This is a genomic window from Patescibacteria group bacterium, from assembly GCA_022563395.1.
Classification (GTDB): Bacteria; Patescibacteriota; Minisyncoccia; order Minisyncoccales; family UBA10102; genus 01-FULL-49-22b.
On record JADFNM010000001.1, the window covers coordinates 175,844 to 200,477 of the forward strand.

The 24,634-nt window shown below is 43.7% G+C and carries 26 protein-coding genes and 2 tRNA genes; 24 read left to right on the forward strand and 4 right to left on the reverse strand.

Features of this window, described 5'->3' with window-relative positions:
• Positions 1 to 29 precede the first annotated feature (29 nt).
• The 12 genes from IH982_01090 to rplU all read left to right on the forward strand — a co-directional run bounded on the left by IH982_01090 (position 30) and on the right by rplU (position 12,946).
• Positions 30 to 2,624, forward strand: a complete 2,595-nt coding sequence (locus IH982_01090; protein MCH7828448.1) for an ATP-dependent Clp protease ATP-binding subunit — start codon at positions 30 to 32, stop codon at positions 2,622 to 2,624.
• A 279-nt stretch (positions 2,625 to 2,903) separates the two neighbouring features.
• Positions 2,904 to 3,128: a GIY-YIG nuclease family protein gene (locus IH982_01095; protein MCH7828449.1), complete on the forward strand. Its 225-nt coding sequence runs from the start codon at positions 2,904 to 2,906 to the stop codon at positions 3,126 to 3,128.
• 38 nt (positions 3,129 to 3,166) lie between these two features.
• Positions 3,167 to 3,598 (forward strand): division/cell wall cluster transcriptional repressor MraZ, encoded by a 432-nt coding sequence (gene mraZ / locus IH982_01100; GenBank protein MCH7828450.1) that lies wholly within the window; start codon positions 3,167 to 3,169, stop codon positions 3,596 to 3,598.
• A 2-nt stretch (positions 3,599 to 3,600) separates the two neighbouring features.
• Positions 3,601 to 4,482: a 16S rRNA (cytosine(1402)-N(4))-methyltransferase RsmH gene (rsmH, locus tag IH982_01105; protein MCH7828451.1), complete on the forward strand. Its 882-nt coding sequence runs from the start codon at positions 3,601 to 3,603 to the stop codon at positions 4,480 to 4,482.
• Positions 4,483 to 4,491: 9 nt separating this feature from the next.
• Positions 4,492 to 4,803, forward strand: a complete 312-nt coding sequence (locus tag IH982_01110) for a hypothetical protein (GenBank protein ID MCH7828452.1) — start codon at positions 4,492 to 4,494, stop codon at positions 4,801 to 4,803.
• 24 nt (positions 4,804 to 4,827) lie between these two features.
• Positions 4,828 to 6,489 carry a penicillin-binding protein 2 gene (locus IH982_01115; GenBank protein MCH7828453.1) on the forward strand — a complete coding sequence of 554 codons (1,662 nt, stop codon included), beginning with the start codon at positions 4,828 to 4,830 and terminating at the stop codon, positions 6,487 to 6,489.
• Positions 6,490 to 6,540: 51 nt separating this feature from the next.
• Positions 6,541 to 6,613, forward strand: a tRNA-Glu gene (locus IH982_01120).
• A gap of 162 nt (positions 6,614 to 6,775) precedes the next feature.
• Complete coding sequence (locus IH982_01125) at positions 6,776 to 7,288, forward strand: hypothetical protein (protein ID MCH7828454.1); 513 nt, start codon at positions 6,776 to 6,778, stop codon at positions 7,286 to 7,288.
• 593 nt (positions 7,289 to 7,881) lie between these two features.
• Positions 7,882 to 10,479, forward strand: a complete 2,598-nt coding sequence (locus tag IH982_01130) for a cation-transporting P-type ATPase (protein MCH7828455.1) — start codon at positions 7,882 to 7,884, stop codon at positions 10,477 to 10,479.
• A 1-nt stretch (position 10,480) separates the two neighbouring features.
• Positions 10,481 to 11,473, forward strand: coding sequence for a sodium:calcium antiporter (locus tag IH982_01135; GenBank protein ID MCH7828456.1), 993 nt, complete (start codon positions 10,481 to 10,483; stop codon positions 11,471 to 11,473).
• A 22-nt stretch (positions 11,474 to 11,495) separates the two neighbouring features.
• Positions 11,496 to 12,530: a DNA recombination protein RmuC gene (locus IH982_01140; GenBank protein ID MCH7828457.1), complete on the forward strand. Its 1,035-nt coding sequence runs from the start codon at positions 11,496 to 11,498 to the stop codon at positions 12,528 to 12,530.
• Positions 12,531 to 12,625: 95 nt separating this feature from the next.
• Positions 12,626 to 12,946 (forward strand): 50S ribosomal protein L21, encoded by a 321-nt coding sequence (gene rplU, locus IH982_01145; protein MCH7828458.1) that lies wholly within the window; start codon positions 12,626 to 12,628, stop codon positions 12,944 to 12,946.
• A gap of 115 nt (positions 12,947 to 13,061) precedes the next feature.
• Here the strand turns inward: rplU and IH982_01150 are convergent, their stop codons facing one another.
• The 3 genes from IH982_01150 to dnaB form a co-directional block, all read right to left on the reverse strand.
• Entirely contained in the window at positions 13,062 to 13,460 is a 399-nt protein-coding gene (locus tag IH982_01150) for a hypothetical protein (protein MCH7828459.1), read from the reverse strand.
• A gap of 155 nt (positions 13,461 to 13,615) precedes the next feature.
• Positions 13,616 to 14,218 (reverse strand): recombination protein RecR, encoded by a 603-nt coding sequence (gene recR / locus IH982_01155; GenBank protein MCH7828460.1) that lies wholly within the window; start codon positions 14,216 to 14,218, stop codon positions 13,616 to 13,618.
• A gap of 55 nt (positions 14,219 to 14,273) precedes the next feature.
• On the reverse strand, positions 14,274 to 15,665 hold the full coding sequence (gene dnaB, locus IH982_01160) for a replicative DNA helicase (GenBank protein ID MCH7828461.1): 1,392 nt from the start codon (positions 15,663 to 15,665) through the stop codon (positions 14,274 to 14,276).
• Between the two features lie 151 nt (positions 15,666 to 15,816).
• Between dnaB and IH982_01165 the strand changes: the two genes are divergently transcribed.
• A complete protein-coding gene (locus IH982_01165; protein ID MCH7828462.1) occupies positions 15,817 to 16,605 on the forward strand; it encodes a hypothetical protein in 789 nt (262 codons plus the stop codon).
• Positions 16,606 to 16,623: 18 nt separating this feature from the next.
• On the opposite strand, the gene IH982_01170 is transcribed toward IH982_01165, so the two are convergent.
• Positions 16,624 to 18,039 (reverse strand): cysteine--tRNA ligase, encoded by a 1,416-nt coding sequence (locus IH982_01170; GenBank protein ID MCH7828463.1) that lies wholly within the window; start codon positions 18,037 to 18,039, stop codon positions 16,624 to 16,626.
• Between the two features lie 64 nt (positions 18,040 to 18,103).
• Between IH982_01170 and dnaX the strand changes: the two genes are divergently transcribed.
• From dnaX to IH982_01225, 11 genes are all read left to right on the forward strand, one after another.
• Positions 18,104 to 19,207, forward strand: coding sequence for a DNA polymerase III subunit gamma/tau (gene dnaX / locus IH982_01175; protein MCH7828464.1), 1,104 nt, complete (start codon positions 18,104 to 18,106; stop codon positions 19,205 to 19,207).
• A 122-nt stretch (positions 19,208 to 19,329) separates the two neighbouring features.
• Positions 19,330 to 19,584: a GIY-YIG nuclease family protein gene (locus tag IH982_01180; GenBank protein MCH7828465.1), complete on the forward strand. Its 255-nt coding sequence runs from the start codon at positions 19,330 to 19,332 to the stop codon at positions 19,582 to 19,584.
• A 4-nt stretch (positions 19,585 to 19,588) separates the two neighbouring features.
• Positions 19,589 to 19,662: transfer RNA gene (locus tag IH982_01185), tRNA-Gln, on the forward strand.
• Positions 19,663 to 19,773: 111 nt separating this feature from the next.
• A complete protein-coding gene (locus tag IH982_01190) occupies positions 19,774 to 20,010 on the forward strand; it encodes a hypothetical protein (protein MCH7828466.1) in 237 nt (78 codons plus the stop codon).
• 2 nt (positions 20,011 to 20,012) lie between these two features.
• Positions 20,013 to 20,576 carry a retropepsin-like domain-containing protein gene (locus IH982_01195; GenBank protein MCH7828467.1) on the forward strand — a complete coding sequence of 188 codons (564 nt, stop codon included), beginning with the start codon at positions 20,013 to 20,015 and terminating at the stop codon, positions 20,574 to 20,576.
• Positions 20,577 to 20,886: 310 nt separating this feature from the next.
• Positions 20,887 to 21,480, forward strand: coding sequence for a hypothetical protein (locus IH982_01200; protein ID MCH7828468.1), 594 nt, complete (start codon positions 20,887 to 20,889; stop codon positions 21,478 to 21,480).
• A 24-nt stretch (positions 21,481 to 21,504) separates the two neighbouring features.
• The gene (locus IH982_01205; protein ID MCH7828469.1) at positions 21,505 to 21,816 is read left to right on the forward strand and encodes a hypothetical protein; all 312 of its coding nucleotides are present in this window, start codon (positions 21,505 to 21,507) and stop codon (positions 21,814 to 21,816) included.
• Between the two features lie 2 nt (positions 21,817 to 21,818).
• Complete coding sequence (locus IH982_01210; GenBank protein ID MCH7828470.1) at positions 21,819 to 22,046, forward strand: hypothetical protein; 228 nt, start codon at positions 21,819 to 21,821, stop codon at positions 22,044 to 22,046.
• Between the two features lie 158 nt (positions 22,047 to 22,204).
• The gene (locus tag IH982_01215) at positions 22,205 to 22,711 is read left to right on the forward strand and encodes an ATP-binding protein (protein ID MCH7828471.1); all 507 of its coding nucleotides are present in this window, start codon (positions 22,205 to 22,207) and stop codon (positions 22,709 to 22,711) included.
• Between the two features lie 194 nt (positions 22,712 to 22,905).
• On the forward strand, positions 22,906 to 23,181 hold the full coding sequence (locus tag IH982_01220) for a hypothetical protein (GenBank protein MCH7828472.1): 276 nt from the start codon (positions 22,906 to 22,908) through the stop codon (positions 23,179 to 23,181).
• Positions 23,182 to 23,300: 119 nt separating this feature from the next.
• The gene (locus IH982_01225) at positions 23,301 to 24,563 is read left to right on the forward strand and encodes a hypothetical protein (GenBank protein MCH7828473.1); all 1,263 of its coding nucleotides are present in this window, start codon (positions 23,301 to 23,303) and stop codon (positions 24,561 to 24,563) included.
• The last annotated feature ends 71 nt before the right edge of the window (positions 24,564 to 24,634 follow it).

Genomic DNA, 24,634 nt, shown 5'->3' on the forward strand with positions numbered 1-24,634 from the left:
AGTCGGCGGTTTTTTGTTAGCATAGAGGAATGAAACAAAACATCTGGGCATACCTCTTTTTCTGGTATCTTTGGGGCGTACCAAAAGAGATTTTAAGAGGGTGGGGGAATATCCTGTGGTTTAACCTGGAATATTTCTCTTTTTTCTTTTTGCTCAAAACCCTCTTTGCCCCCTGGCGGCGTATTCAATGGACTCGCGGCAAAGGATTTAACATTGGCAAATGGTTTGAGGCTTTAACCGGCAACATCATCTCCCGCCTCTTGGGATCCATGATCCGGAGCAGCTTAATTGTTGTCGGGATTTTGATTGAATTCTTGCTCTTATTTGTGGGGCCAGTTGTCTTTATCCTCTGGTTTCTGCTCCCACTGCTCTTAATCAATTTCCTGTATCAAGGTGTGTTTGTGGCGGAGTTTCCAGGTCTTCAAGCATACCTTCTTTTAGCAATCTTCCTTGTGGGAACCATCTTACTAACACGTTCGTTCCTTAGAAGTTACCACAGCGCAATACCTCTCTCTACAGCAAAAACCCTTGCTGAATTTCTCAAAAAAGAGCAAAAGAGCCTGCGCTTTGTCTTTGCCAGACTCCTTATGGATTCAAAAGAACTCATAACTCGTCTAGAAGCCATCGTGCCTAAACGAGATTTAAGCATATTGCTTAAATCTCGTTTAGGCAGCACACCAACACCAGAGGAGGTGGTTGCTGTGGCCGCAAGGGAAGATAAAGACTTTCAAAAGGTTTTGATGCAGCTGGGTGTTACTCCAAAGGATATAGAGAATGCGGCTCTCTGGCTTTTGTCTTTGAGGCAAAAGATTGTGAAACAGGGAAAATGGTGGACAAAAAAGAATCTAAGAAGATACGGAACACTGGGCAGACAATGGACCTCTGGTTTTTCCCCTTTGCTGGACCAGTTTTCCTTGGATCTTTCAGAAAGAGTACGAAATCAAAGATTCCCTGAACTCGTCGGGCACAAAAAAGAAGTTCGCGTCATAGAACGCATATTAGCCCGAGACCAAATGAACAACGTATTACTGGTAGGGGAGCCGGGGTCTGGAAGAAAGAGTATTGTTAAAGAATTGGCCAAGAAAAGCGTGCTAGGGGAAACCCTGCCGGAGCTTAACTATAAAAGGGTGGTAGAACTAGACATCCCGGCCCTGCTTTCTCAAACGGAAAGCTCGGGGGAGCGGGAAGCTGCTCTAGACGAGATTTTTCAGGAAGTGGTGCGGGCTGGCAACATTATCTTGGTGATAGATGAATTTCATAACTTTGCGGGCCCCACTGGAGAAGCAAGGCCCGGAACTTTAAACATTACCGGGATTCTGGCAAAGTATCTTTCTTCCCCGCGCTTTCCCATTATTGCTATTACCACTTTCACTGGGTTGCACCGCGACATTGAGCAAAACCCTTCCATCCTTTCTTTGCTCGAGAAGGTGGAAACCGAGGAGATCTCAAAAGCAGAGGCGCTTTTGGTTCTTCAAAGCGTTACTCCCTTTTTTGAAAGAAAGTACAAGAAGTTTATCTCATACCAAGCTTTACGGGATATTGTGGAGCTGTCTACAAAATATATTCAAGCGATGCCTCTGCCCAAAAAGGCATTAAACGTACTTGAAGAAGCAATGGTGCATATCTCTCAGGGCAAAGAAAAAATACTTTTGCCAAAACACATTGCAGAAATCATTTCTGAAAAAACCCAGATTCCCATAGGAGAAGTAGAAACAAAAGAGAAAGAAGTATTACTTAATCTGGAGGATCTTATTCACAAGAGAATCATTAACCAAGATGAAGGAGTCAGGGAAGTTGCATCCTCGCTGCGCCGCGCAAGGACTCAGATTGCCTCTCGCAAGGGTCCCATGGGCAGCTTTCTCTTTCTGGGGCCAACAGGGGTGGGGAAGACAGAAACCGCAAAAGCATTAGCTTCTATCTACTTTGGCTCAGAGTCCCGCATGATACGCTTAGACATGTCTGAGTTCCAGAGCATAAAAGACATTGACCGACTGCTTGGTTCACCAGGACGGGAAAGCCTGCTCACTACGGCGGTCAGAGAAAATCCTTTCTCACTGATTCTCTTGGACGAATTGGAAAAGGCTCACGGCAATGTCTTGAATCTTTTTTTGCAGATATTGGATGAAGGACACGTCACAGACGGCCTTGGAAGAAAAGTGGACTTTTCTCACACCATTATCATTGCAACCTCCAACGCTGGCTATCAGATTATCTTGCGTGCATTAAAAGAGGGTATGGACTTTGCTTTAATCAAACAAGAAATCTTTGACCAATTGTTTGCGCAAGGAATCTTTCGCCCAGAGTTTTTGAACAGGTTTGATGGCGTTATTCTTTTTAAACCCTTAACAAAGCGGCATCTTGTAGATATTGCGCAGTTAATGTTAGCCAAACTGCAAAGGAACTTGCAAGAAAAGGGGATTGAATTCAAGATTACAGAACCTCTGAAGGTCAAGATTGCAGAGCTGGGTTACAACCCTCAGTTTGGGGCCAGAGACATGAGAAGGGTGATTCAAAACAAGGTAGAGAACGCTTTAGCTACTGCTCTTTTGAGAGGAACCATGAAAAGGGGAGACAGTATTGAGATTGATCCCACAACCTTTACCATAAAACCAGTATCTCCTTAATGAAATTAAGGATTCCTTAATCTCATTTAGTTATCCACAGCCCCGCACATAAATTGCTTATGTGCGGGGTTTTGCCTTATCCTATCTGTGGAAAACCAGGGGAAAACAGCTATATTTAGGCCTATCTAGATAGGGTATACCAGTGGTTGACTGGTATCTTTGGGTGGGATATAGTGAAATCAAGTGGGAAGCTGTGGATAAAAGTGGGGAAAACTCCGAGGAATTGGGGACAACTTTTCAAAGTTAGACACAAATCCGAGGACCCCGCCCTCTATGCCAATGCATTATATCTATGTTCTGCATCAGAAAAGGCGGGCTACAGAATTCTACATTGGATATACAGAAGATCTTCGCAGACGACTAAAACAGCATCAACGAAATTTTCCAAGTGAACTTCTATACTATGAAGCGTACAAATCAAAACAGGCAGCACGAGAAAGAGAAAAGAAGCTTAAATTTTATGGAAGTGTTTGGAGGACACTCAAGAAACGAATATCAGCTTAGAGGGCGGGGTGTCAGCCTCGCTTGAAAGCTCGGCTTCCATGTTCATAGGTGAATACCGACATTCTATAGACGAAAAAAAGCGTCTTGCTATTCCTTCTAAGTTCAGAAAGGAGCTTGGGGACGGGGCAGTAATCACAAAAGGACTAGACAATTGTCTGGTTATCTATCCCGTTAAATCTTGGAAAAAGAAGTCTGAAAAATTGGCTCAGCTACCTGAAGCCTCAAAAGAGGCGAGGGGATATGCAAGAACCATTTTGGCTGGGGCCGCAACAGCAGAATTTGACCGCTTGGGGAGAATTCTCATCCCGGAGTATTTGAAAGATTATGCAAAAGTAGAAAAAAACGTAGTTATCATAGGCCTGCATAACCGTTTGGAAGTCTGGTCGGAAAAACTCTGGAATACATACAGAGAAAAAGCTGAAAATAACATAGAAGATTTCGCCTCAAAGCTCAGTGATTTTGGAATCTAAACATGCACATTCCAGTCTTAAAAGACAAAGTCATAGAATACTTAAATCCCAGACCCAATCAAAACTTTATTGACGCAACGCTCGGATATGGGGGACACACAGTATCTATCCTGGAGAAAACAGCTCCTAAAGGAAAGGTTCTTGCTCTAGACCTCGACGCTACTGCGCTTTCAAGAGTTACAGCAAGAGCGAAAGAGGCAGGGGTGGGGGCAAGGCTTAAGGTGAAAGAAGAGAACTTTGCAAATATAGCGGGTGCTGCAAAAGAAGAAAAGTTTAAGCCCGTACACGGTATACTCTTTGACCTTGGGCTCTCATCTGATCAACTAGAGAACTCGGGGAGAGGATTCTCATTTAAAAAGTCAGAACCTCTCGATATGAGGTACAGCAAAGAGAGTCCAACCACAGCTGAAAAAATCGTGAACTTCTGGTCAAAGCGGGATCTAGAATACATTTTGAAAGAATATGGGGAGGAAGAGTTTTCAAGGGAAATTGCACAAGCCCTTATCCAGACAAGAGCCACAAAGCAGATTACCAAGACCAATCATTTGGTAGAAATCGTGCTGGCGGCCACTCCAAAGTGGTACCACAAAAAGAAAATCCATCCGGCAACAAAAACCTTTCAGGCATTGAGAATCGCAGTGAACCGAGAACTGGAAAACCTGAAGATAGCATTACCTCAGTCAGTAGAAATATTAGAAAATCAGGGAACCATCGTGGTCATTTCCTTTCATTCATTGGAAGACCGTATGGTCAAAGACTTTTTTAAAGAGCACTCATCACTCGTCGTTCTAACCAAAAAGCCCGTTGTGGCTCAGGATGAGGAGGTAAAACAAAATCCAAGGTCAAGATCGGCAAAACTGAGAGCAGCAAGAAAAACTGTATAAAGTATGCGCATGATTGCTTTTGCGACAAAGCCACCAGTAAAAGGAGCAGTACTCCTGGGAGTCTTCTTGGCCGGGCTTCTCCTGCTCTACATCTTTCAGGTAAATGCCCTCACCGCCAGTGTCTATCACATGGGAGACCAGGAGAAGCGCTTGAGGCAGCTAAAAGAACAGAGCATTCTTTTTAAGGTACAACATCTTCCAAGCTTTTCGAGAGCTCGTATGGAAGAGTTGGCACAAGAGATGCATTTTGAACGGGTCCAAGAGGTTTCTTACCTCAGAGTTCTGGGTCCCGCCGTGGCTGCAACCACAAACCAGGAATAGGATTGGGGGATACACCCCAGGGATATGCGAAATTGGAGACTTCTTCTCATTGTTTTTTTCTTCTTGGCTCTTGGATTTGGGCTTACAACCCGTCTTGCCATTCTGCAGATTGCAGACCACGGGTTCTATAGGGCCCTGGCACAAGGGCAACAGAGCTTACCTAGGATCGCGGTGGGGAACCGGGGAGACATCTTCTTTGTAGACAAGAAAGGGACTTTGTATACGGTAGCCACCACCAAAAAACAGCCTTTTGTGTTTGTCACTCCAGTTGAAGTAGAGCAAAAGGAAGAAACTGCGGCAATCTTGGCCGCCATCCTTGATGTTCAAAAGGATTTTGTTATAGAAAAGCTTTCCAAAGAGGAAAGTCTTTTTGAGGTAGTGAAAAAGCAACTCAGTTTAGAGGAAACGTATGAGCTCCAAAAACTGGTGCTACCTGGAGTATATATTCAGCAAGAAAGCATACGCTCATACCCGCATGGCGCTTTGGCGTCTCGCACCTTGGGGTTCGTAAACCAAGACTGGGAAGGCCAATATGCAATAGAGAAGTACTATGAGGAACATTTAAAAGGAAAAGAGGGTTTAGAAAGAACCGTACGCAATGTGGCAGGATACCTGCTCTCTGAGAACAAAGATACCTTGCAGCATGGAAAAGACCTCGTGCTCACTATTGATTTTAACATTCAGTCAATGGCTGAATCCTTACTTCTCAAAGCAAAAGAACTCCATAACATTGAAGAGGGGACCATTATCGTAATAGATCCCATGGACGGTTCCATCTTAACTCTGGCAAACTATCCAAACTTTGACCCCAACACGTATTCTGAGGTTGCGGATTTTGGCGTGTTCCAGAATCCCGCTGTCCAAAAACTCTTTGAGCCAGGCTCCGTGTTCAAACCCATTACCATGGCTTCTGGCATTGATGCCGGCAAAATTACTCCTTCCACCACCTACCAAGACCAAGGAGTGGTGCGCATTGGAGGATACAAAGTTTTAAACTATGACGAGCGAGTATGGGGAGAACGGACCATGACCGAGGTTCTGGAATACTCCATTAACACGGGGGCGGTATTTGCAGAAGCTGAAACCGGGCACGCTACCTTTTTAGAATATCTTGAGAGGTTCGGCATATTTAAACCAACTAAAGTAGATATCGCAGGAGAGATCTACTCCGCAAACAAGGAATTGAAAAAAGGATATGAGATTACCTACGCTACAGCTTCCTTTGGGCAGGGCATCGAAATGACCGCAATGCAACTCCTGCGGGCATACTCTGCCCTGGCCAACGGCGGATATTTGCCGACCCCACATCTGCTAAAGCAGGATATGCCGTTGTCTGCACCTATTATTTCAGAAAGGACGGCCTCCCAGGTAACAGCCATGCTGGTGTCGGTGACGGAAAATGGATTCGCAAAGTCAGCGCGAGTTCCTGGCTACTACTTAGCCGGTAAAACCGGGACTGCTCAGATTTCGTACTCGGCCCTTGGGGTGGAAAAACCCGGCTACTCAGATGAAACCGTTCAATCTTTCATTGGATACGCACCGGCTTTTACGCCAAGGTTTTTGGCTTTAGTAACGCTCAAAAACCCGCAAACCAAGACCGCAGAATATTCTGCAATCCCTTTGTTCCAAGAACTAGCAAAGTACATCCTGGACTATTACGAAGTTCCCCATGATTACGGGGAATAGCTCTCTGTAGAGTAGACTTAGCCTATTTCCTATGATATAAGAAAGAATCTTGGCCTTATCGTCTAGTGGCTCAGGACGCCGCCCTCTCACGGCGGTAACACGGGTTCGACTCCCGTTAAGGCCACACTCGTGAATTTGTCAAACTTCCCGCCTCGCCGCTTTGCGGCTCGCCGCGTTCTTCAAAAACTGCCAAAGAACCGGAAAAATATCGGCTCAAACCATATTTTGGTAAAAGAAAAATTTTTATATAATAAGGTCGAGATAATTATTAAGTTATATATAAATTATGAATTTAAAATACATTACATTTATTATAATTTTACTCACTCTTTTTGTTAGTTATGCGCTTTTTGGTTACCAGGTTGTAGAAGGACAAGAACTTCCCAATCCTTTTAAAGCACCACCGAAAGATATTGCGGGAGGAATATTTTCTTTGATTTTTAGCTTTGGTTTCGCGGTATTGCTTCCTATCTTGATCTTTTTCCTCATATCTTATTTCCTTATTTCATTAGGATTTAAGATTCTAAAAATTGAGGGGATAGCAAGATCTAAGATTGTAGTTTATATATTCGTAATGTTTCTAGTGGGTTCTTTCTTGCAGCCAGTAATTAGTAAATCTCTCGGAGGCGCTGTTAATGTATTCATTCTTTATTTGATAAATAGTCTTATTTCTTTTGGAATAACTTTCGCTCTCCTTAAATATTACTTTTCACTATCTGGGAAGAAACTTTGGCAATTCTTTCTGTATCTTGTCATCCTAGCTTTAATCTTTTTGGGATTAAGGGCGCTGTTGTTTTAACTTGCCGCCAAAGAAAAACTTGAAATTGTCAAAGAACGCGGCGAGCCGCAAATCACGGGGGCTTCTTCTCGCCGCCGTAGGCGGAGAAAAATGTTCGAGCTAATTTAAGAATAGCCCACATCTCGCAATTTCGCCTGGTTCGCCCCGTCATTCGACGGGGCGCCCCGTGTTTATCACGGGGCGACTCCCCTTGGGGCCACCATTGATTGACATCTTTTTTACCCCGTGTACCATAGATAAAACACAGGTGTTTTATGTCTTTGTTGAGCACTTTTTTCCAGGAGGGAGGGTATGGCAACCAGCCAGAAGGTTTCCGTCACCAAAACTCCTCCCCCCACTGAGGAGGGATGTAACCATCACTGGGACATTGATACACCAAGTGGTGGTTCAACAAGCTTGGGACGATGTCGCTTCTGCCGCGAGATCAGGGAATTTCGCAATGCGATGCCGCAATTCGACAAGCGGGGTGAGCGCGAGTACAACTAATCCCTCGACCGCCCCCAACGGTTGATGCAGTACCCCAGGAGCTATACGTACGATGCGTATGGCTCTTTTTCATTTCAGTTCCCATGCGTTTTCTGTATAATACAAGAATGCAAACTATTACTGCGTGGCACAGTATTACAACAAAAGAAGCGCTGAGAATTCTCAACTCGAATGCGGAGCTTGGGTTAAAAGAAAAAGAGGTTGAATTGCGAAAGAGTGAATACGGATTAAATACCCTTCCTGAAGACAAACCATTGTCTCCTCTGGTTCTTTTTTTACGTCAGTTTAAGAGCCCCCTCATCTTTATTCTGGTAATAGCAGGGAGCGTCACCTTCTGGCTTCAAGAATATACCGACAGCATCGTAATTTTCAGCGCCGTGCTCCTCAACACCGCCATTGGATACTTTCAAGAAAATAAGGCGAGCAAGGCACTTTTTGAGTTAAAAAAGATTCTCCAACAAAAAGCCTTGGTCGTGCGAGAGGGGACAGAAAGAGAGATACTTCAAGAAGACCTGGTGCCGGGAGACCTTATAGTGCTCACGGAGGGAAACAAGGTTCCCGCGGACTGTCGAATCCTAGAATCCTTTGAACTGCGCATTAATGAGGCAGTGCTTACCGGAGAGTGGCTCGCTTCAGAGAAAAAGCCAATGGTTCTTGAAAGAAAAACTCCCTTAGCTGACCGAGACAACATGGCATACATGGGCAGCGTGGTGGCAGCAGGAAAGGGAAAAGCCCTTGTTATCGCCACAGCTCAGAGAACAGAGCTTGGTAGGATTTCAAAACTCATATCTGAAGTTAAAGAAGAAAAGACTCCCTACCAAAAGAAACTTCAGCGCTTCTCTTGGATTATTGGGACTATCATTGCTTTTCTTACCGTGTTCATCTTTGTAGAAGGGGTGGCAACCGGTGGAGACATTGTTGAAATGTTCACCATTGCAGTGGCCATTGCGGTGGCTGCCATCCCAGAAGGCCTGCCTGTTGCAATGACCGTGGTACTGGCAGTTGGCATGCAGCGAATCTTGGCAAAAAAAGGTCTGGTGCGCCATTTAACTTCTGCCGAAACCCTTGGAAGTACCTCAATTATTGTAACCGACAAAACCCTTACCTTAACAGAAGGCAGAATGAAGGTAGAAGAGGTTGTACCCTTGAAAGCAGGGAACCGAGAAGAGGTCTTGCGAGCCGCTGCCCTTGCCAACGAGGCATTTATTGAAAATCCAAAGGCCGCATTGGAAAAGCCAGTGTTAAGGGGCAGACCCACAGACAAGGCCCTGCTCCAAGCTGCCATGGAAGCTGGCATCTCACGACAAAAGATTGAAGAGCACGCACCTTGCTTGTTTCGCATTCCCTTTAACTCAAATGAAAAGTACTTGGCCTCCTTTCACAAAGACAAAGAGGCAGTAAAGCTGTATGTCTCGGGAGCACCAGAAAGAATCATGGAACTCTCCAAGCTTTCTGAAGGAGAAGTCCATCAGGCAGAAAAAAGATTGCAAGAACTCACTTCCCAAGGTCTTAGAGTGGTTGCGCTTGCCAAAAAAGACATTCTGAATCATCAAGGACCAATGGTAAAAAAAGAGATGCTAAGAAAAGAAATTGTGGGGCTTGAATTTCTCGGTTTCATTGCCTTAAAAGACCCTATTCGCAAAGGAGTAAAAGAGGCGATAAAACTTGCAAAAGACGCAGGACTCAAAACCATCATTGCAACAGGAGACCATCTCTTAACTGCAAAGGCAGTGGCAATGGAACTTAAGATACCCGCAAACGAAGAAAATCTTATGGAGGGAAAAGAGTTGGATGGTTTAACCGACAATGAACTTGATTCAAGGCTGGGACACATTTTTGTCTTTGCAAGGGTAGAACCCAAGCACAAGCTCCGTATCATTGAGGCATGGCAAAGAAGGGGTCAAGTTGTTGCAATGACGGGAGACGGGGTGAACGACGCCCCAGCCCTAAAAAAGGCAGACATTGGTTTGGCCCTGGGCTCTGGAACAGATGTTGCAAAAGAGGCCTCTGACTTAATCTTGCTGGCCGACAACTTTGCCATTATTCCAGCTGCCATCAAAGAGGGCAGAGTTATTATAGACAACATCAGAAAGGTCATCACGTACCTCGTATCGGGATCCTTCACAGAAACCATATTAATAGGAACCAGTTTGTTGCTGGGGCTCCCGTTGCCTTTGACGGCCCTGCAGATTCTCTGGATCAATCTTGTAGAAGACGGATTGCCTGGCATGGCTTTGACCTTAGAAAAACCAGAAGGGGATGTTATGGCAAGACCCCCTTTAAAAAAGAACTCTTCCCTGCTTACGCAGGAAATGAAGGTCATTATCTTTGGCATTAGCATTATTACCGACGTTCTCTTGTTTGGACTGTTCCTCTGGCTCTTGCAAACGCCCTACACCATACAACACATCCAAACGGTCATCTTTGTAGGGTTGGGGATTGACTCTTTGTTCTACGTCTTCTCGGTTAGAAGTTTGAGGAGAAACATCTGGCAGTACAACCCCTTTTCCAATCTCTGGGTCACGGGAGCTGTGTTCTTGGGCCTTTTGCTGCTGGTATCTGCAGTCTATCTTCCTTTGCTTCAGTTCTTTTTGGGCACGGTAGCCTTAACATTGTTTGATTGGACCCTGCTTATTTCGCTTGGGCTCCTCAATGTTCTCCTCATTGAAGCTGTGAAGTGGTACTATATCAGAAAAATGAAGTGAGATGATTTTCCACGTACTCTTAGTTATCTTTTCTGCCTTCTTGATGTTCCGTGCTGCCAATTGGCTGGTGCAGGGAATCAGCAGGGTTGCACAATATCTTCAGTGGAGTGAGTTTGTTATCGCCTTTTTTGTTATGGCGATGGGGGGTTCATTGCCCAACCTCTTTGTGGGGCTTTCTTCTGTTGCCCATGGCATTCCAGAGCTCTCCTTTGGTGACGTTGTGGGGAACAGCGTGGTAGCCCTTACCCTGGTAGCAGCATTAGCTGTGTTTGTCGGCGGTTCTGACCTGTTGGCTGAAGGAAAATTGATACAAACCTCTGCCTTTCTCACTATTTCCATTGCCCTTCTGCCGTTGTTGCTTATTCTTGATGGAGTACTGGGAAGGGGAGATGGCATTGCCTTAATAATTGTCTTTTTCGGGTATGCCGCCTGGATGTTCACAAAACGCAAATACTATCAGCAGACCCTGGACGAAAGCCAAAAACCACCTCTGAAACAATTCCGAAGCTTTATGATTGGGCTTTTACAAATTATTGTCGGCGGGGCATTGCTTTTGGCTGCGGCAGAGGGGGTTGTACGTTCTGCCAACTTTTTTGCAAATGAGTTTTCGCTGCCTATTGCCATAATTGGTATTCTTGGGCTGGGCTTCATGTCTGCGCTTCCAGAACTCTACTTTGCAATAGCCGCAGCGCGCAGAGGAAAAAGCTGGATTATCTTGGGAGAACTCACGGGCTCCGTCATTATCTTAACCACCCTGGTGTTGGGCATTGTCGCCATTCTCCAGCCCATTGTAATAGTGGACTTTTCGCCCTTTGCCTTCGCCCGCTTCTTTATGATTCTCGCTGCCTTGTTTTTCTTAATCTTTATTCGCACAGAACGAAAGATTACCAAAAAAGAAGCGCTCTTTCTCGTTGGTCTCTACCTTGCCTTTGTGGGGGTAGAACTGTTCACTAAAATCTGGTGCGACCCCACCATGATTTTCTGTTTGAGGTAATAAAATGATACAATAAAGGCGCATGACAACCGTATTACTTTCAGTCATCATCATTCTTCTCGTTGGCGTGTTTGCATTCCTCTTGTGGCAGCAGCGAAAAAAAGAGGACAGCGCCAGCTCCCTTATGTTGCAAAACCAAATTGCAGAATTAAATCGTACGCTTGACTTAAAGTTAGGAGAATCAAGCAAGGCGATTCGTGACCAATTTGGTGAAAGTACAAAAATTATCAAAGAAATCACCCAAGAGCTTGTGAAAGTAGGGGAGGGACAAAAACAGGTGATGGGCGTTACCGACCAACTCAAGAGCTTGCAAGACATCCTTAAAAACCCAAAACAGCGGGGGGTTCTTGGTGAATACTATCTTGAAACCGTATTAAAAAATGTTCTGCCTCCGGGTGCGTACCAAATGCAGTATTCATTTAAGGACGGAACAATTGTAGACGCGGTTGTTATTACCAAAGAAGGTATTATCTCGGTTGACTCCAAGTTTTCTTTGGAAAACTACAACCGTATCTTAGAAGCTGCCACACCTGATGAGCGCGAGCGCTATGAAACAGCATTTCGCAACGACCTAAAGACGCGAATTGATGAAACCGCAAAGTATATAAAACCCCAAGAGGGAACGCTGAGCTTTGCCTTCATGTTCATACCTTCTGAAGCCGTGTACTATGACCTTTTGGTGAATAAAATAGGGGCAGTAAAAACAAATACCCTCAATCTTATTGAATACGCTGCCGGTCAAAAAAAGGTAATAGTGGTTTCTCCCACAACGTTTCTCGCCTATCTTCAAACCGTACTGCAAGGGCTCAAAGCTTTAAAGATTGAAGAATCTGCAAAGAAGATAGGGGAACGGGTACAAGCCCTGGGCAGGCATATTGGAAGCTATGAAAGCTACATGAAGAAACTTGGGGCACACCTTGGAACCACCGTAAACACCTACAACACCGCGTATAAGGAGCTGGGGAAGATAGATAAGGATGTGCTTCGCATCACAGGCTCCTCCAATGATATTGAGGCCGTGCAGATTGACCGCCCGCAAACCGAAGACGACGAATAGTTCCTTAACGAAATTAAGTTATCCACACCTAAATGAGATTTAGTTTTAAGGGATGCTCTTTACTTTTACTCCATTTTTGGTAGGATAGGGGACGTATGGCAGAGATTGCTGTTATTAAAACCGGAGGCAAGCAATATATTGTGCGCCCCGGGCAAAAAATCAAGGTAGAAAAACTCCCCAAGAAAGAAGGAGCTGAAGTTGTATTTAGCGAGGTATTGCTTTTGGACGATGGCAAGAAAACAGAGATTGGTACTCCTAAAGTAACGGGAGCTAAAGTAAAAGGGAAAATACTTAAACAGAGAAAGGCAAAAAAGGTTATCGTCTTTAAGTTTAAGGCAAAGAAACGTGAGCAAACAAAAAAAGGGCACCGTCAGCCCTATAGCGAAGTAGAAATTCTCAAGATTGAGACAAAGTAAGAACCCTTCGCTTCGCTCAGGAACCTTGATTTCTCACTTTGTTCAAAATTGAAGAGGGCTGCCTGAAAAGGTCAGCCCTCTAGAGTGCCGTACAGAACGTTACGGAGAGTTAGTGTTAATAGAGGGGAACGTCTTTGTACGCTGAATCGTCCCTGCGTGCCCGGGCAACAAGCTCAAGCTCAACTGGCTGCCACTCACCTTCTACTCGAGCCACTGCAAAGAAGGTGACCGGCTCATGCCCAATGAGCATTCCGAATGCACTGCCAGCGGGCACTGGTACCATACACAGGAACGTGGCCCCATCATGCGCAACATATCCCACGTAGCCCTCTTGTAAGGATGTAACCCTGAGTATGGCGACGGTCTTCCATCTCCATAGGACGCCCGAGACGATACTCAAGGATCCTGTTGTGGGGCCTACTTTGGGGTCACCGGCACAGGAAATGCCGTGAACAACGTCTCCCTCGTATTTTTTCCAGTTCCACGGCGAAAGAACTCTCATTACGAACCGCATATCTTCCCTCCCTCCTGGGTATTTTCTTTTTGGCTTTATAACCTTTACATTCTCCAGGTTCGTCAATAAAACACTAGCACTTTTTGTGGTATTTGTCAACCATTAGTGCTTAAACGAGATTTAGTTTGGGAAAACTAAATCTCGTTTAGGAAACATTAGCGGCGATTTTCTAGAGATTGTTTTAGGGTTTCAGGGTCTGCGTACTCAAGCTCACCCCCAATGGGAAGGCCTCGCCCAAGACGAGTGAGTTTCACATCCATATCTTTAAGTACTCGTTCAACATAAAGGGCAGTTACTTCACCCTCTGTTGTTGGATTTGTTGCAATGATGACTTCTTTAATAGGGGAGTGCTGCAGGCGTTCTTTGAGTTCTTTTGTTCTTAGGGTATCTCGCTGTTCCTTTTGCAAGGGGTCTACCGCACCTCCTAAAATAAAATACAGTCCCTTGTATTCTTTGATTGATTCTAAAGCCTCAAGGTCGCTTTCTTTCTCTACCACGCAAAGAATTTTCTGGTCTCTCGTTGCATCCTGGCAAATTACGCAGACCTCTCCTGTTTTTTGGCTTGCATCAAAAGGGGAAAAACACATCTTGCATAAGGCAACCTCGTTTCTGAGCTGTGCTATCGCTTCAATAATCTCTTTTACATCCCCTTTGGGGGCTTTGAGAATGTGAAATACAAAGCGGGCCGCGGTTCTTTGCCCCACGGTAGGAAACTGAGAGAAGAGTTGAATGAGGCGCTGGATCTGTTTTGGATACATTCATATTGCCTAAACGAGATTTAGGAGCTCCTAAATCTCGTTTAGGCGATAATGGTTAAAAGGAGATTTCTTCGGCTGGTTCTTGATACTCAAGGTCTTTTTTTGCAAGATCGCTAAAACTCACGGTGCGCTCATTAAAGTAGAGTTTTACTGAGCCGACCGGTCCGTTTCTGTGCTTTGCAATAATAATCTCGGCAATCCCTTGGTTGGTGGGGTCTGCCCTATACTTGTCTTCTCGGTAAATAAACAGTACCACGTCCGCGTCCTGCTCAATGCTCCCGCTGGTGCGAAGGTCTGAAAGACGTGGACGCTGCGGGGCTCTTTGTTCCACCGCCCTTGAGAGTTGGGACAACGCAAGAACAGGAACGTTGAGTTCTCTTGCCAAGCCTTTGAGGGAGCGGGAGATTTCTGTCATCTGTTGAACTTCGTTCGTTTGAGCGTTGCGAGGCTCGATAAGTTGGATGTAATCAATAATCAACAGGCCGAGCCCCTGGTTTGCCTGCAATCTTCTTGCCATGGCCCGCATTTTCAGCACGTTTTGAAGAGAGCTGTCTTCAATATACAGAGGGGCTTCAGACAACACTCCCATTGCTTCTTGTATTCTTGCAAAGTCATTATCATCTCCTTGAGAAGAAAGTCTTCCTGTTCTCAGTTTCCAAAGATCAACACCTGCTTGGGAGGCGATAAGGCGGTCTATAACCTGGTCTTTGGACATTTCCAAAGAAAACACTCCTACGGGAATCTGTTGCTGGACCGCAACTCTTTTTGCAATGTCCATTGCCAGGGCTGACTTTCCCAGAGAAGGACGGGCTGCCAAGATAACAAGGTCTGAATTTTGGAGCCCAGAAAGAATGTTGTCTAGGTCTGCAAATCCCGTGGCAACTCCTCTTGTGCTCTTCTCGTGCTTTGAAAGCATGTCAATTCTCTCAAAGGCCTCTTCTAAGCTGTCTTTTACCTTGGTAAAGTTCTGAGCAAAGGACTTTTGGGCAATGGCAAAGATGCTGGATTCTGCTTTGTCTAAGAGAAGGTCGGTATCTTCTGCCTCGTCATACCCCATGCTTCCTATCTCATAGGAGACGGAGATTAAGTCACGCAGGATTCTCTTTTTCTGCACAATCTTGGCATATGCCATGACATGCGAGGCAGTGGGAACAGAGTTGATGAGTTCGGTTAAATAAGCATTTCCTCCCACCTCTTCTAGTTTTTCTTTTTCTTTGAGTCTGGAGGCAACGGACAGCAAATCAATGGGCTCCCCCTTTTCAAAGAGTTCTTCTATTGCAAGGTATATTTGCTGATGAATCTTTTTGTAAAAATCTCTGGTTTCCAGAAAATCGCCAACCTTTAAAAAGGCGTCTTTATCCATCATCAAGCTGCCCAAAAGGGAGGCCTCAGCCTCAATGTTTTGTGGGGGGAGTTTGTCTGGAACAGAGGTTTTTTCTTCTGCCATAGTAGAACTATCATAGCCATTCTGGAAAGGTTTGGCAAGAACAGTAATCCTTTGTGGATAAATAGCTTGTCGCCATTTGGGGAATGCTGTATGGTACAAAAACAGGTCCTACAATCACCCATACGTAAACGCAGACTGAAAGGAGACGGACATGGCAGAAAAACTATGTAAGCACACCATGCCCATCCTTCAGTGTGCTCTTTGCAACAAGAATCCAATAGAGCTCAGGAAGGCTGGGATGGACCCGTATCCACGCTCGGTTGTCAGTTTGCCACCAAGTACCACGAAGCAGGTGGCAACGCCAGAGATACCAGAAGAAGGCGCTTTCGAGCCCAAACCCGAGGGCGAAAAAGAGATCGCTGAGGCAACCATCTTAAGAGAAGAGAGTCTCAGGCCAGCGGAAGACTTGGGAGACGACGGGGATATGGGAGACACGCCTCCAGAAGATGTGGAGCGAGACATGCAGGAAACCCCTGCAGCCCCTGTACCAACGCCAAAACCCATCAGAGCTTCCACTCCTTCTTCCAACGGCACAACCTCGCGTGCTCCAATCGTCCATCTGGCAACGGGGCACGAGGAAAGCCCAGATATTTCGCCTCCCGTGACAGAATCCGTAGCGGCTCCCCATCCTTCTCGCAGGACCATAAGAAAAAAAAGGGCAGCCACATCCCCTCCGCCACCTATCTCCACGGCAAAGAGGCATAGGCCAAAAAGGAGAAAGAGTGCGATATCAAACAAAAACTCTCCGAAAAGGAGAACCCGAGGAGAGACCATTCTAAGGAAACTTGGGATGCTAAAGAAGCGTCTCGAGAATATGTCTGGTATGAGCCCGGGGCAGATTTCCTCGATAACGCCGGAGGAGCGAAAAGAAATCGTCCAACAGATTTCGTTCCTCCTATGGGTTCTTCAAAAACTTGGCATCAAGTTCTCTCCTGAATGAGAACTCCCAGCCCAGGGCTTAGGCTCTGGACTTTTCTTTTGGTTTTAAGCGAGGTCCTTTGGAGGTATCGTCAACCTGCCACCCTTTCTTTAAGAGCATTTTTCGTAACTCGTCTGCCTTTTGCCACTGCTTGGCTTTTCGATACTTATCGCGTTGTTCTGCTAACTTAAGAATATCTAATGGGATTATAATTTTTGCCTTGGCAAAGAAAATAAATCCAAAAATCTTGTCTGCCTCTTTTAAAAAGGCGAGGATTGCTTTTGAGTCTTTGAAAGAAAGCTTTCCCGCTGCCATCATGGTGTTGCCGTGGTTTATTAACTCAAAGAGGATAGAAATGGCTTTGGGAGTGTTGAAATCATCTTCCAATGCTTTTTTGAATCTTTCCCGCACTTCTTTCAAAAACCCAGTGTGTCCTAAATCTCGTTTAGGAGAACTTAGAGCTTTTAATTTATCAACAAACTCATCAATGTGTGCTAGTTCCCGCTTTGTCTGTAAAAGCAGTTTGTCTGAATAATCAATAGGGGAACGATAATGGGTTTTGAGTACCAGGAGTCGAAGCATTCGGGAAGAATGTGCTTTCAAGAAGTCTTTGATGGTAATAAAGTTGCCCAGGGATTTGGACATCTTTTCGCCTTCTACTGTCAAAAACCCAGAATGCATCCAGTGCTTTGCCATGGGTTTTTTGCCAGAGATGGCCTCCATTTGAGCAATCTCTGCTTCATGGTGGGGAAAAATGAGATCTTGAGCCCCCCCGTGCAGCTCGTACTGAACGCCGAAGCGCTTCTCTGTCATGGCGGTATCTTCAATGTGCCAGCCAGGGCGTCCCCGCCCCCAAGGGCTCGGCCAAGCGGGGTCTGACCCCGCTTTTGCTTCAAATTTCCACAAGGCAAAGTCACCCTTATTCCGTTTGTGTATTGATTCATCAATACGGGAAACCGCATCTTCTGCCTGAAGAGAGGTTCTGCCAGAGAGCTTACCGTAATCCTTGAACTTTAAGATATCATAATACAAGCCATCTTCCTTAATCTCATAGGCATATCCTTTTTGCACCAACCGCTTTATCTGGGTGATAATCTCTTGGATATGTTCGGTGGCCCTGACATACTTGCTTACGCTTTTAATGCCCAGGGCCTTCATGTCTTTTAAGTACTCCTTCTCAAATCTCTTTGCTAAGGCCTTTGGAGTAACCCTGGTTCTTTTAGCCCGTTGAATAATCTTGTCGTCAATATCGGTAATGTTCTGCAGATAGTCTACCCCGTACCCTTCAAACCTTAAAAACCGCACAAAAGCGTCAAAAGAGATATAGGTTCTGGCATGACCAAGGTGCGAAAAGTCGTATACGGTGGGGCCACACACAAAAAGAGAGATTTTCTTTTTTGGTCTGGTTTTTAGGGGCTCTTTTTTTCTTGAAAGCGTGTTGTAGAGCTTTATCATGTTTCACTATTGTATCACAGCACCAAGGTTTGAAAAATGCCTCATTTTTTGCTAGTATTGCTGCATGGCCACCAATCTTGTGCTCTACCGCAAATACAGGCCCCAAAGCTTCGGAGAGGTTATAGGCCAAGACCACGTGGTTCAGACCTTAAAAAATGCAGTGAGGGCTAACCTTATTGCCCACGCCTATCTGTTTTCCGGTCCCAGAGGTTCGGGGAAAACAACCCTGGCCAGGATCTTAGCTAAGGCGGTAAACTGCAAGAATCCCAAACAAGGAGAGCCAGACAACACGTGTGAGTCTTGCCAAGAGATAAACCAAGGAAGAGCACTGGATTTCATAGAGATTGATGCTGCTTCTAACCGAGGCATTGACGAGATTCGAGAATTAAAAGAGGGGATTCGCTTTGTACCCGCAAGGTTAAAATACAAGGTCTTTGTCATAGACGAGGCACACCAGTTAACCAAAGAGGCCTCTAATGCCCTGTTAAAAACCCTGGAAGAACCTCCTTCCCATGCAATCTTTGTTTTAGCTACTACAGAGGTTCACCGCATGATTGGCACCATTGTGTCTCGGTGTCAGCGCTTTGACTTTAGAAGATTGCAGGTTCCAGAAATAGTAGAACGTTTGCAAGATCTTGCAAAAAAAGAGAAGGCTACAATTGACAAGCAGGCTCTCTTGATTATTGCAGGAAGCGCCGGGGGGTCATTTCGCGACGCAGAGTCACTGCTTGACCGCGTTCTTACTTTTCATGCAGGAAACAAGATTACGCAAGAAACAGTACAAGAACTCCTTGGCATTGTAGACATTCATATTCTCTCTAAATTTGTAGACCTGCTGTTTTTGAAGAAAGCGGCTCAACCAGTGGAGTTTTTAAACAAGAAGCTGCAAGAAGGCATGGACCCCCAAGAGTTTGCAAAGAATCTGGTAGAATATTTGCGAAACCTCCTTATTCTCAAACTCAACCCAGAGCTTAAAGATACCCTTACGCCAAGCTATACCAAAGAACAGCAAGAAAAAATAGCAGAGCAGGCAAAGGCAGTGGAAGGAAAGTTTTTGACCAATGCCTTAAAACTCTTTATGGCAGCAGAGCGTGACATGAGGTATGCCGATATTGTGCAGCTTCCCTTGGAACTTGCGATTGTAGAGAGCACAATGAAAGAAGAGTAACGATGCGGGGTCGCCCGCCTAGACTCGACGTCTAGTCGAGGCTGGTCTAACGGCCTGCCTCGCGAAGACTCGTCTCGAGACGAAGCGGATAATCTTCAGCAAGTCGAGGCAAGTAGGACTTAATGAAATATATAGTTTACATCCTTCAAAGTCTGTCAGCTAAAAAAAGTTATGTCGGAGTAACGGATAACATAGAACGCCGCATCAAAGAGCATAACAGCGGAAAACATTTCTATACGAAAAGGCATACTCCGTGGAAAGTAATTCATACAGAAGAGTATTCAAACTTTCAAGAAGCACAGAGGCAGGAAAAGTACTTAAAAACCACATCAGGCAGAAGAATCATGAAGAAAATCTTTGACTCAATCAAAACATAATCATTGCGGGATCGTCTAACGGTAGGACATGGCCCTTTGGAGGCCAGTATCTAGGTTCGAATCCTAGTCCCGCAGCCAACGTGTACGAACAGAGTCAAGAACTTTCTTGCTCTTATAATTAATAACAAGATACGGGGTATTGAAATGGACTTTTCCCTAGTCTAATGGTATAATAACTTACATAAGATTATGCTGGAAAAAGAATTAAAATATTTTATTGATAATCAAAAAGAACTCGTAGCTAAATACGAGGGAAGATTTTTAGTGATTAGGGACCAAAAAGTTCAAGGTGTTTATAACACAGAAATAGAAGCATACAACGAAGCTAAAAATAAGTTTGAACTAGGAACCTTTTTGATACAGAGAGCTCTTTCTGGTAAAGAAGGCTACACCCAGACTTTTCATTCTCGTGTAAGCTTTCCTTAGCCATGCAAGATGCCTTTACTACAAGATATAAAGGACTGACACAAGTATTACACACACAAATAGGTGTGTGTTTGCCTTATACCAAAGAAGAAATAGAAATTAACAAAATTCAACTCAAAGAATATCTTGCAATCTGGGACACAGGAGCAACTCATTCAGCTATAACCAAGAAAGTTGCAGATGAGCTTGGATTAAAACCAACAGGTCTGGTTGATGTAAGACATGCTAAGGGATTGTCTAAAACCAATACTTACTATGTTAATATTGAGCTACCAAGCCATCTAATGATTGGCAATGTACGCGTAACAGAGGTTGAACTTATTCCAGACGCTAATACTTCAGATGACCAGCAACCACAAATTTTGATTGGTATGGATATCATTGGTTTAGGTGATTTTGCAGTAACTAACTATAAAGGAAATACTATTCTTACATTTCGCACCCCCTCTATTGAAGAGATAGATTTTGTACCAGAGGCAAAGGAAGACAATATCATGGAAGGTGGAAATAGCCACGCACGTAAAGTTCAAAGAGCTAAAAAACGTAGAAGAGATAAGAAGAGATAAATTCTTTACTTTCTAATAAACTTGTACTGTAAAAACAATCAAAGAATCGCCAAATAGGCGGTTTTTTGGTAAGGTAGAGTTATGAGGGGCATTTACAGCATAACAAAGGGACAATTGATTACACTATGGTTTTTTGGAACTATTGGTTGGCTTTTCGCTGGTCTCGTTTTGCTTAATGAAATTATCAGTGCCCTCCTGTATATTTTTTTGATTCCGTTTATTCTTATTTTCTATACTATTGGTTGGAGAAATAGTAAAAAGAAAAAATAGTGAATAGCAGAGTAGGGGAGAAATAATCTATTATCTACCTATGAAGAGGAAAACTAAAAAAAGTACAGAGCTTACTACTAAGGAAGATTTGGGTAGCGACGAGGGATACTTGGAAAGTGAAGCGGTAGTAAAGCCTCCAGAAAAAGATAGTTTATTAAAGAGAATCCTATCGAGATTAGGCATGGGCGCCTTAGTCGTTGGTGGTGGCGCACTCTTTAGTGTAATTACTATTTTACAATTTTTAGTTACTGCTATCATTGGTTTAGGAATGATATGGTGGGCAGTAGTCTTATTTTTAGACGGCTCCATTATTTTGGGCCTATTGGTTCTTTTAATCGGGACCCCAATAGCTATTGGATTAACCCACTTTTTCTTTTTCTTCTTCCTGGCGATAGGAATCCTTGCAACGATAATATGGGGAGTTGCTAACCTATTTGGTGTCGGTCTTTCTTTTGGTAATGCCTGGGATATTATTTGGCTGGTTATTGAGGTAGTGCTGCTTGGGGGTATGGCTTTTCTGGGAGTAAGTGGATTGATTGAAGCGATAAAAGAAAAGAGGGTAGCAGAGTTTTTTAAAGGAAATTGGTTCTATCTTTTACTCTTTGCATTTCTTTTTTGGTTATTTTTTCTCTAAGAGAAACCAGTAAAACATCATAGTATGGTCAAAAAAATCTATAGAGCAAATAATAGAGATGGCATTCTTATTGTGTTTGAGGATGGAAAACAAGTCGGTTTAACTGATATAATGCGTGGTGTCCTACAGAACACATTCCGTACCCAGTTGGAGAATATAAAAATGCACCCTATCCCTCAGGAAGAAGGGGCATTAGAGACGAGACCTGATGAAGTAACAGAGGTTATACAAAAAGAAACTGGCTATTATTTAGAGGTTTCGGGAGATAAAGGGGATTATGATATTTCCGTTTCTCCTGAGGAGCTTAAAACTCTAATTTTTCTTGATGATAAATAAATATGTATCTTGATATTGTTCTCGGTTTTTATAATCGTGCTGATGGTGGCTATGCACCGTGGTTTATGATTTTTGAGCGTGATGGAGGTAATACCAGGGAGATTCCATTTGATTGCAAAGAGACTGCTCAATCAGAAAAAGAAGCAATACGCATTGCAAAAGCACACGCACTAAAGATACTGGAAGAAAGATACTCCTCATCCGTCCAAGTTCGCTTTAGAGAAAAGTAGGGGATTATCGCACAAAACTATATGCAAAGGTGAACTTGCCACCCAATAAAAGGGTTCTAACTTCGTCCAGTGCCCCCGGCTGCTAATTTTAAGCTTAGATTCTAAGCACCCTATCGTGGAGTTAGAACTATGGGTGATTTTTTGATAAAGTGAACAATATGAAAAAGAAATTGAGATTCATCTTACTAAACGGGCCAATAGGTTCGGGTAAATCCACTACTGCCAATCTTCTGCAAAGCAAATTGAAAAGAACTGCTATATTGAGTGTGGAAGACATTAGACAACTTATTTCTGATTTCAAGCACAACAGAGAAGACCATCTCCTTACGTGGAAAATTATCCATAGTATGTGTGATGAATATTTCAAAAATGGAATAAGTGTGTTGCTTGAACAGTCCTATTGTTCCAAAGATAATGTTAATCAATTTCTGCGTCTTGCAAAAAAGCACAAGTGCTCCATAGGTTTCTATCATCTTCAAGCACCAAGAAGTATTTTACTTGAAAGAATTAAGCAACGAAAGAAAGACCATAAGACTTCAAAAGCTAAAATAATAAGTAATATTAAAAAACACGAAGAAACGACCTACCCAGACGCTATTGTTATTGATACTTCTGAAATGAAACCGGTCGAAGTCGCTAAGCTTATTTTGAATGATTTAAAGTGATTGGAGAAATAGTGTAACGTGGGGTGGGGTAATTTGTGTTAAGATGAGCTCAAACTATAGGCAAACCCTGACTTTCCTTGCAATAAAAGGGTTCTAACTTCGTCCAGTACCCCCTGCCATGATTGCTTAAACGAGATTTAAGCAATATGAGAAAAAGAATCGCCATGCAGGCGGTTTTTTGATAGAGTAGGATTATGAAAAAGATTCATTTCTTCCTAGACGAATTCCACCACGGGGCTGTGAACCATGTGGTACATTTTACTGGCTTTACGCTCCTTGGATATGGATTAGGCATAGAGAACTGGTGGATTGTTATCCTCTCTCCTTTTGTCATGGAGATGGGTCATCTTTACAACTACTCTACGGGTAGAGACAGACACCATGCTATTCGCATCATTCCAATGCAGATAATAGCATGGCTCATCTTTGTAGGAATCGTATACTTACTTACAAGATTGTTTAGTTCATAGAAGTTAAATTTGGAATATAAAACTCATCACTTAGCCTTATCCTGGTTCTAACGTCGTTCACGACACGCAGCTAGTTTTAGAGGTTTGACGTGTTTGTGGATGCTTTGGTAAAATGAAATATGGAAAATAATTTTTATAGTAAAGGGCAAAGTTTAGTTGGTATAGCTATTATTTCAGTCATTATTAGCTTAATAGTAATAGGTGGTTTATATTTTTATTTTTCAAAACAAATCCCAGAAGTGTCTAAAATTTCCGAAAAACAAGCCGAAGAAATAATTCAACCAGAAGAGGTTATTCTTCCATCTGAAGAGTTACCCAAAGAAGAAATTGCTCCAGAGAAGAAAGTTGTAGAAATCTCAATTAAGGCTCCCAAGGAAACGGAGCTAGAAGCCCCCGCACCCCAATCACCGCGCAAACCCTTTCCACCAACTGTTAGGATTGAGGCAAATCCAAGCACAGTGCCATCTGGAACACCAGTTACTCTTTCTTGGACTTCTGAAAACGCAGATTCTTGTATTGCAAAAGACGATTGGTCAGGATCGTTGGAGCTTTCTGGGCAAAGAACAGTTACTCCTCCTAGATCCATATCATACTATCCTGTAGAATGCCGGAATCCATTCGGTATCGCATCATATTCTGTAACTATATATGTAGAGTCTATTGCACCTTTACCCTCAGAGGATGCGCCATTAACACCTAAAGAAGGATTTAGTCTACTTGTTGTCTTCACTTACGAAGATACACCACTAGATTCTCAGATTAAAGAGGACTTATGTACCGGATCTGGCACAAATAAGTTTTCCTATCTTCCAAAATGGTTCAAACGTGAAGCAAGCAGATACGGCGTTTCATTCTCAATGACGGTACAATGTCTTGATCAACAAGTTGAACTATCGCAGGATGTTATTGAGACAACAAACACCTGTAAGGGTGGTCTCGGAGGTACATTCACTTGTCCATATGACAAAACAAAAGCAAAAAGTTATCTCGAACAAACCATTCCATTACTACAGAATTATGATGTTGTGACGATTATGCATTATAAGCCTTATTCTTATGAATTTGGGGCTGATTCAGACGGTTCTGGGGGAAAATATAATTATATATACCTCGCAAAAGGCCCAGTTATCGACGGAGTCCAATATTATAACCCCAATGTAGGAAACGAAGGCAACCATGCTTTTGCTGCTGCACATGAAAGTCTCCATAATCTAGGAGCATCTGACTACTACTTTCAGGGTTCCGGATACAAATGTTTGATAGAATCTGATCCTACTTTAATTTATAATAGCAGGTATATAATGTGTGCTGCTGCTAGGGAAGATCCTTTTAGTAGTTATGTAATTTCTCCTGAGACTGCAAAAGAACTTGGATGGAGATAAATTCAAGCTATATTAAGAAGTCGTATGACGAGAATGTGAGCTCCTCACATACCAAAAGGGTTCTAACTTCG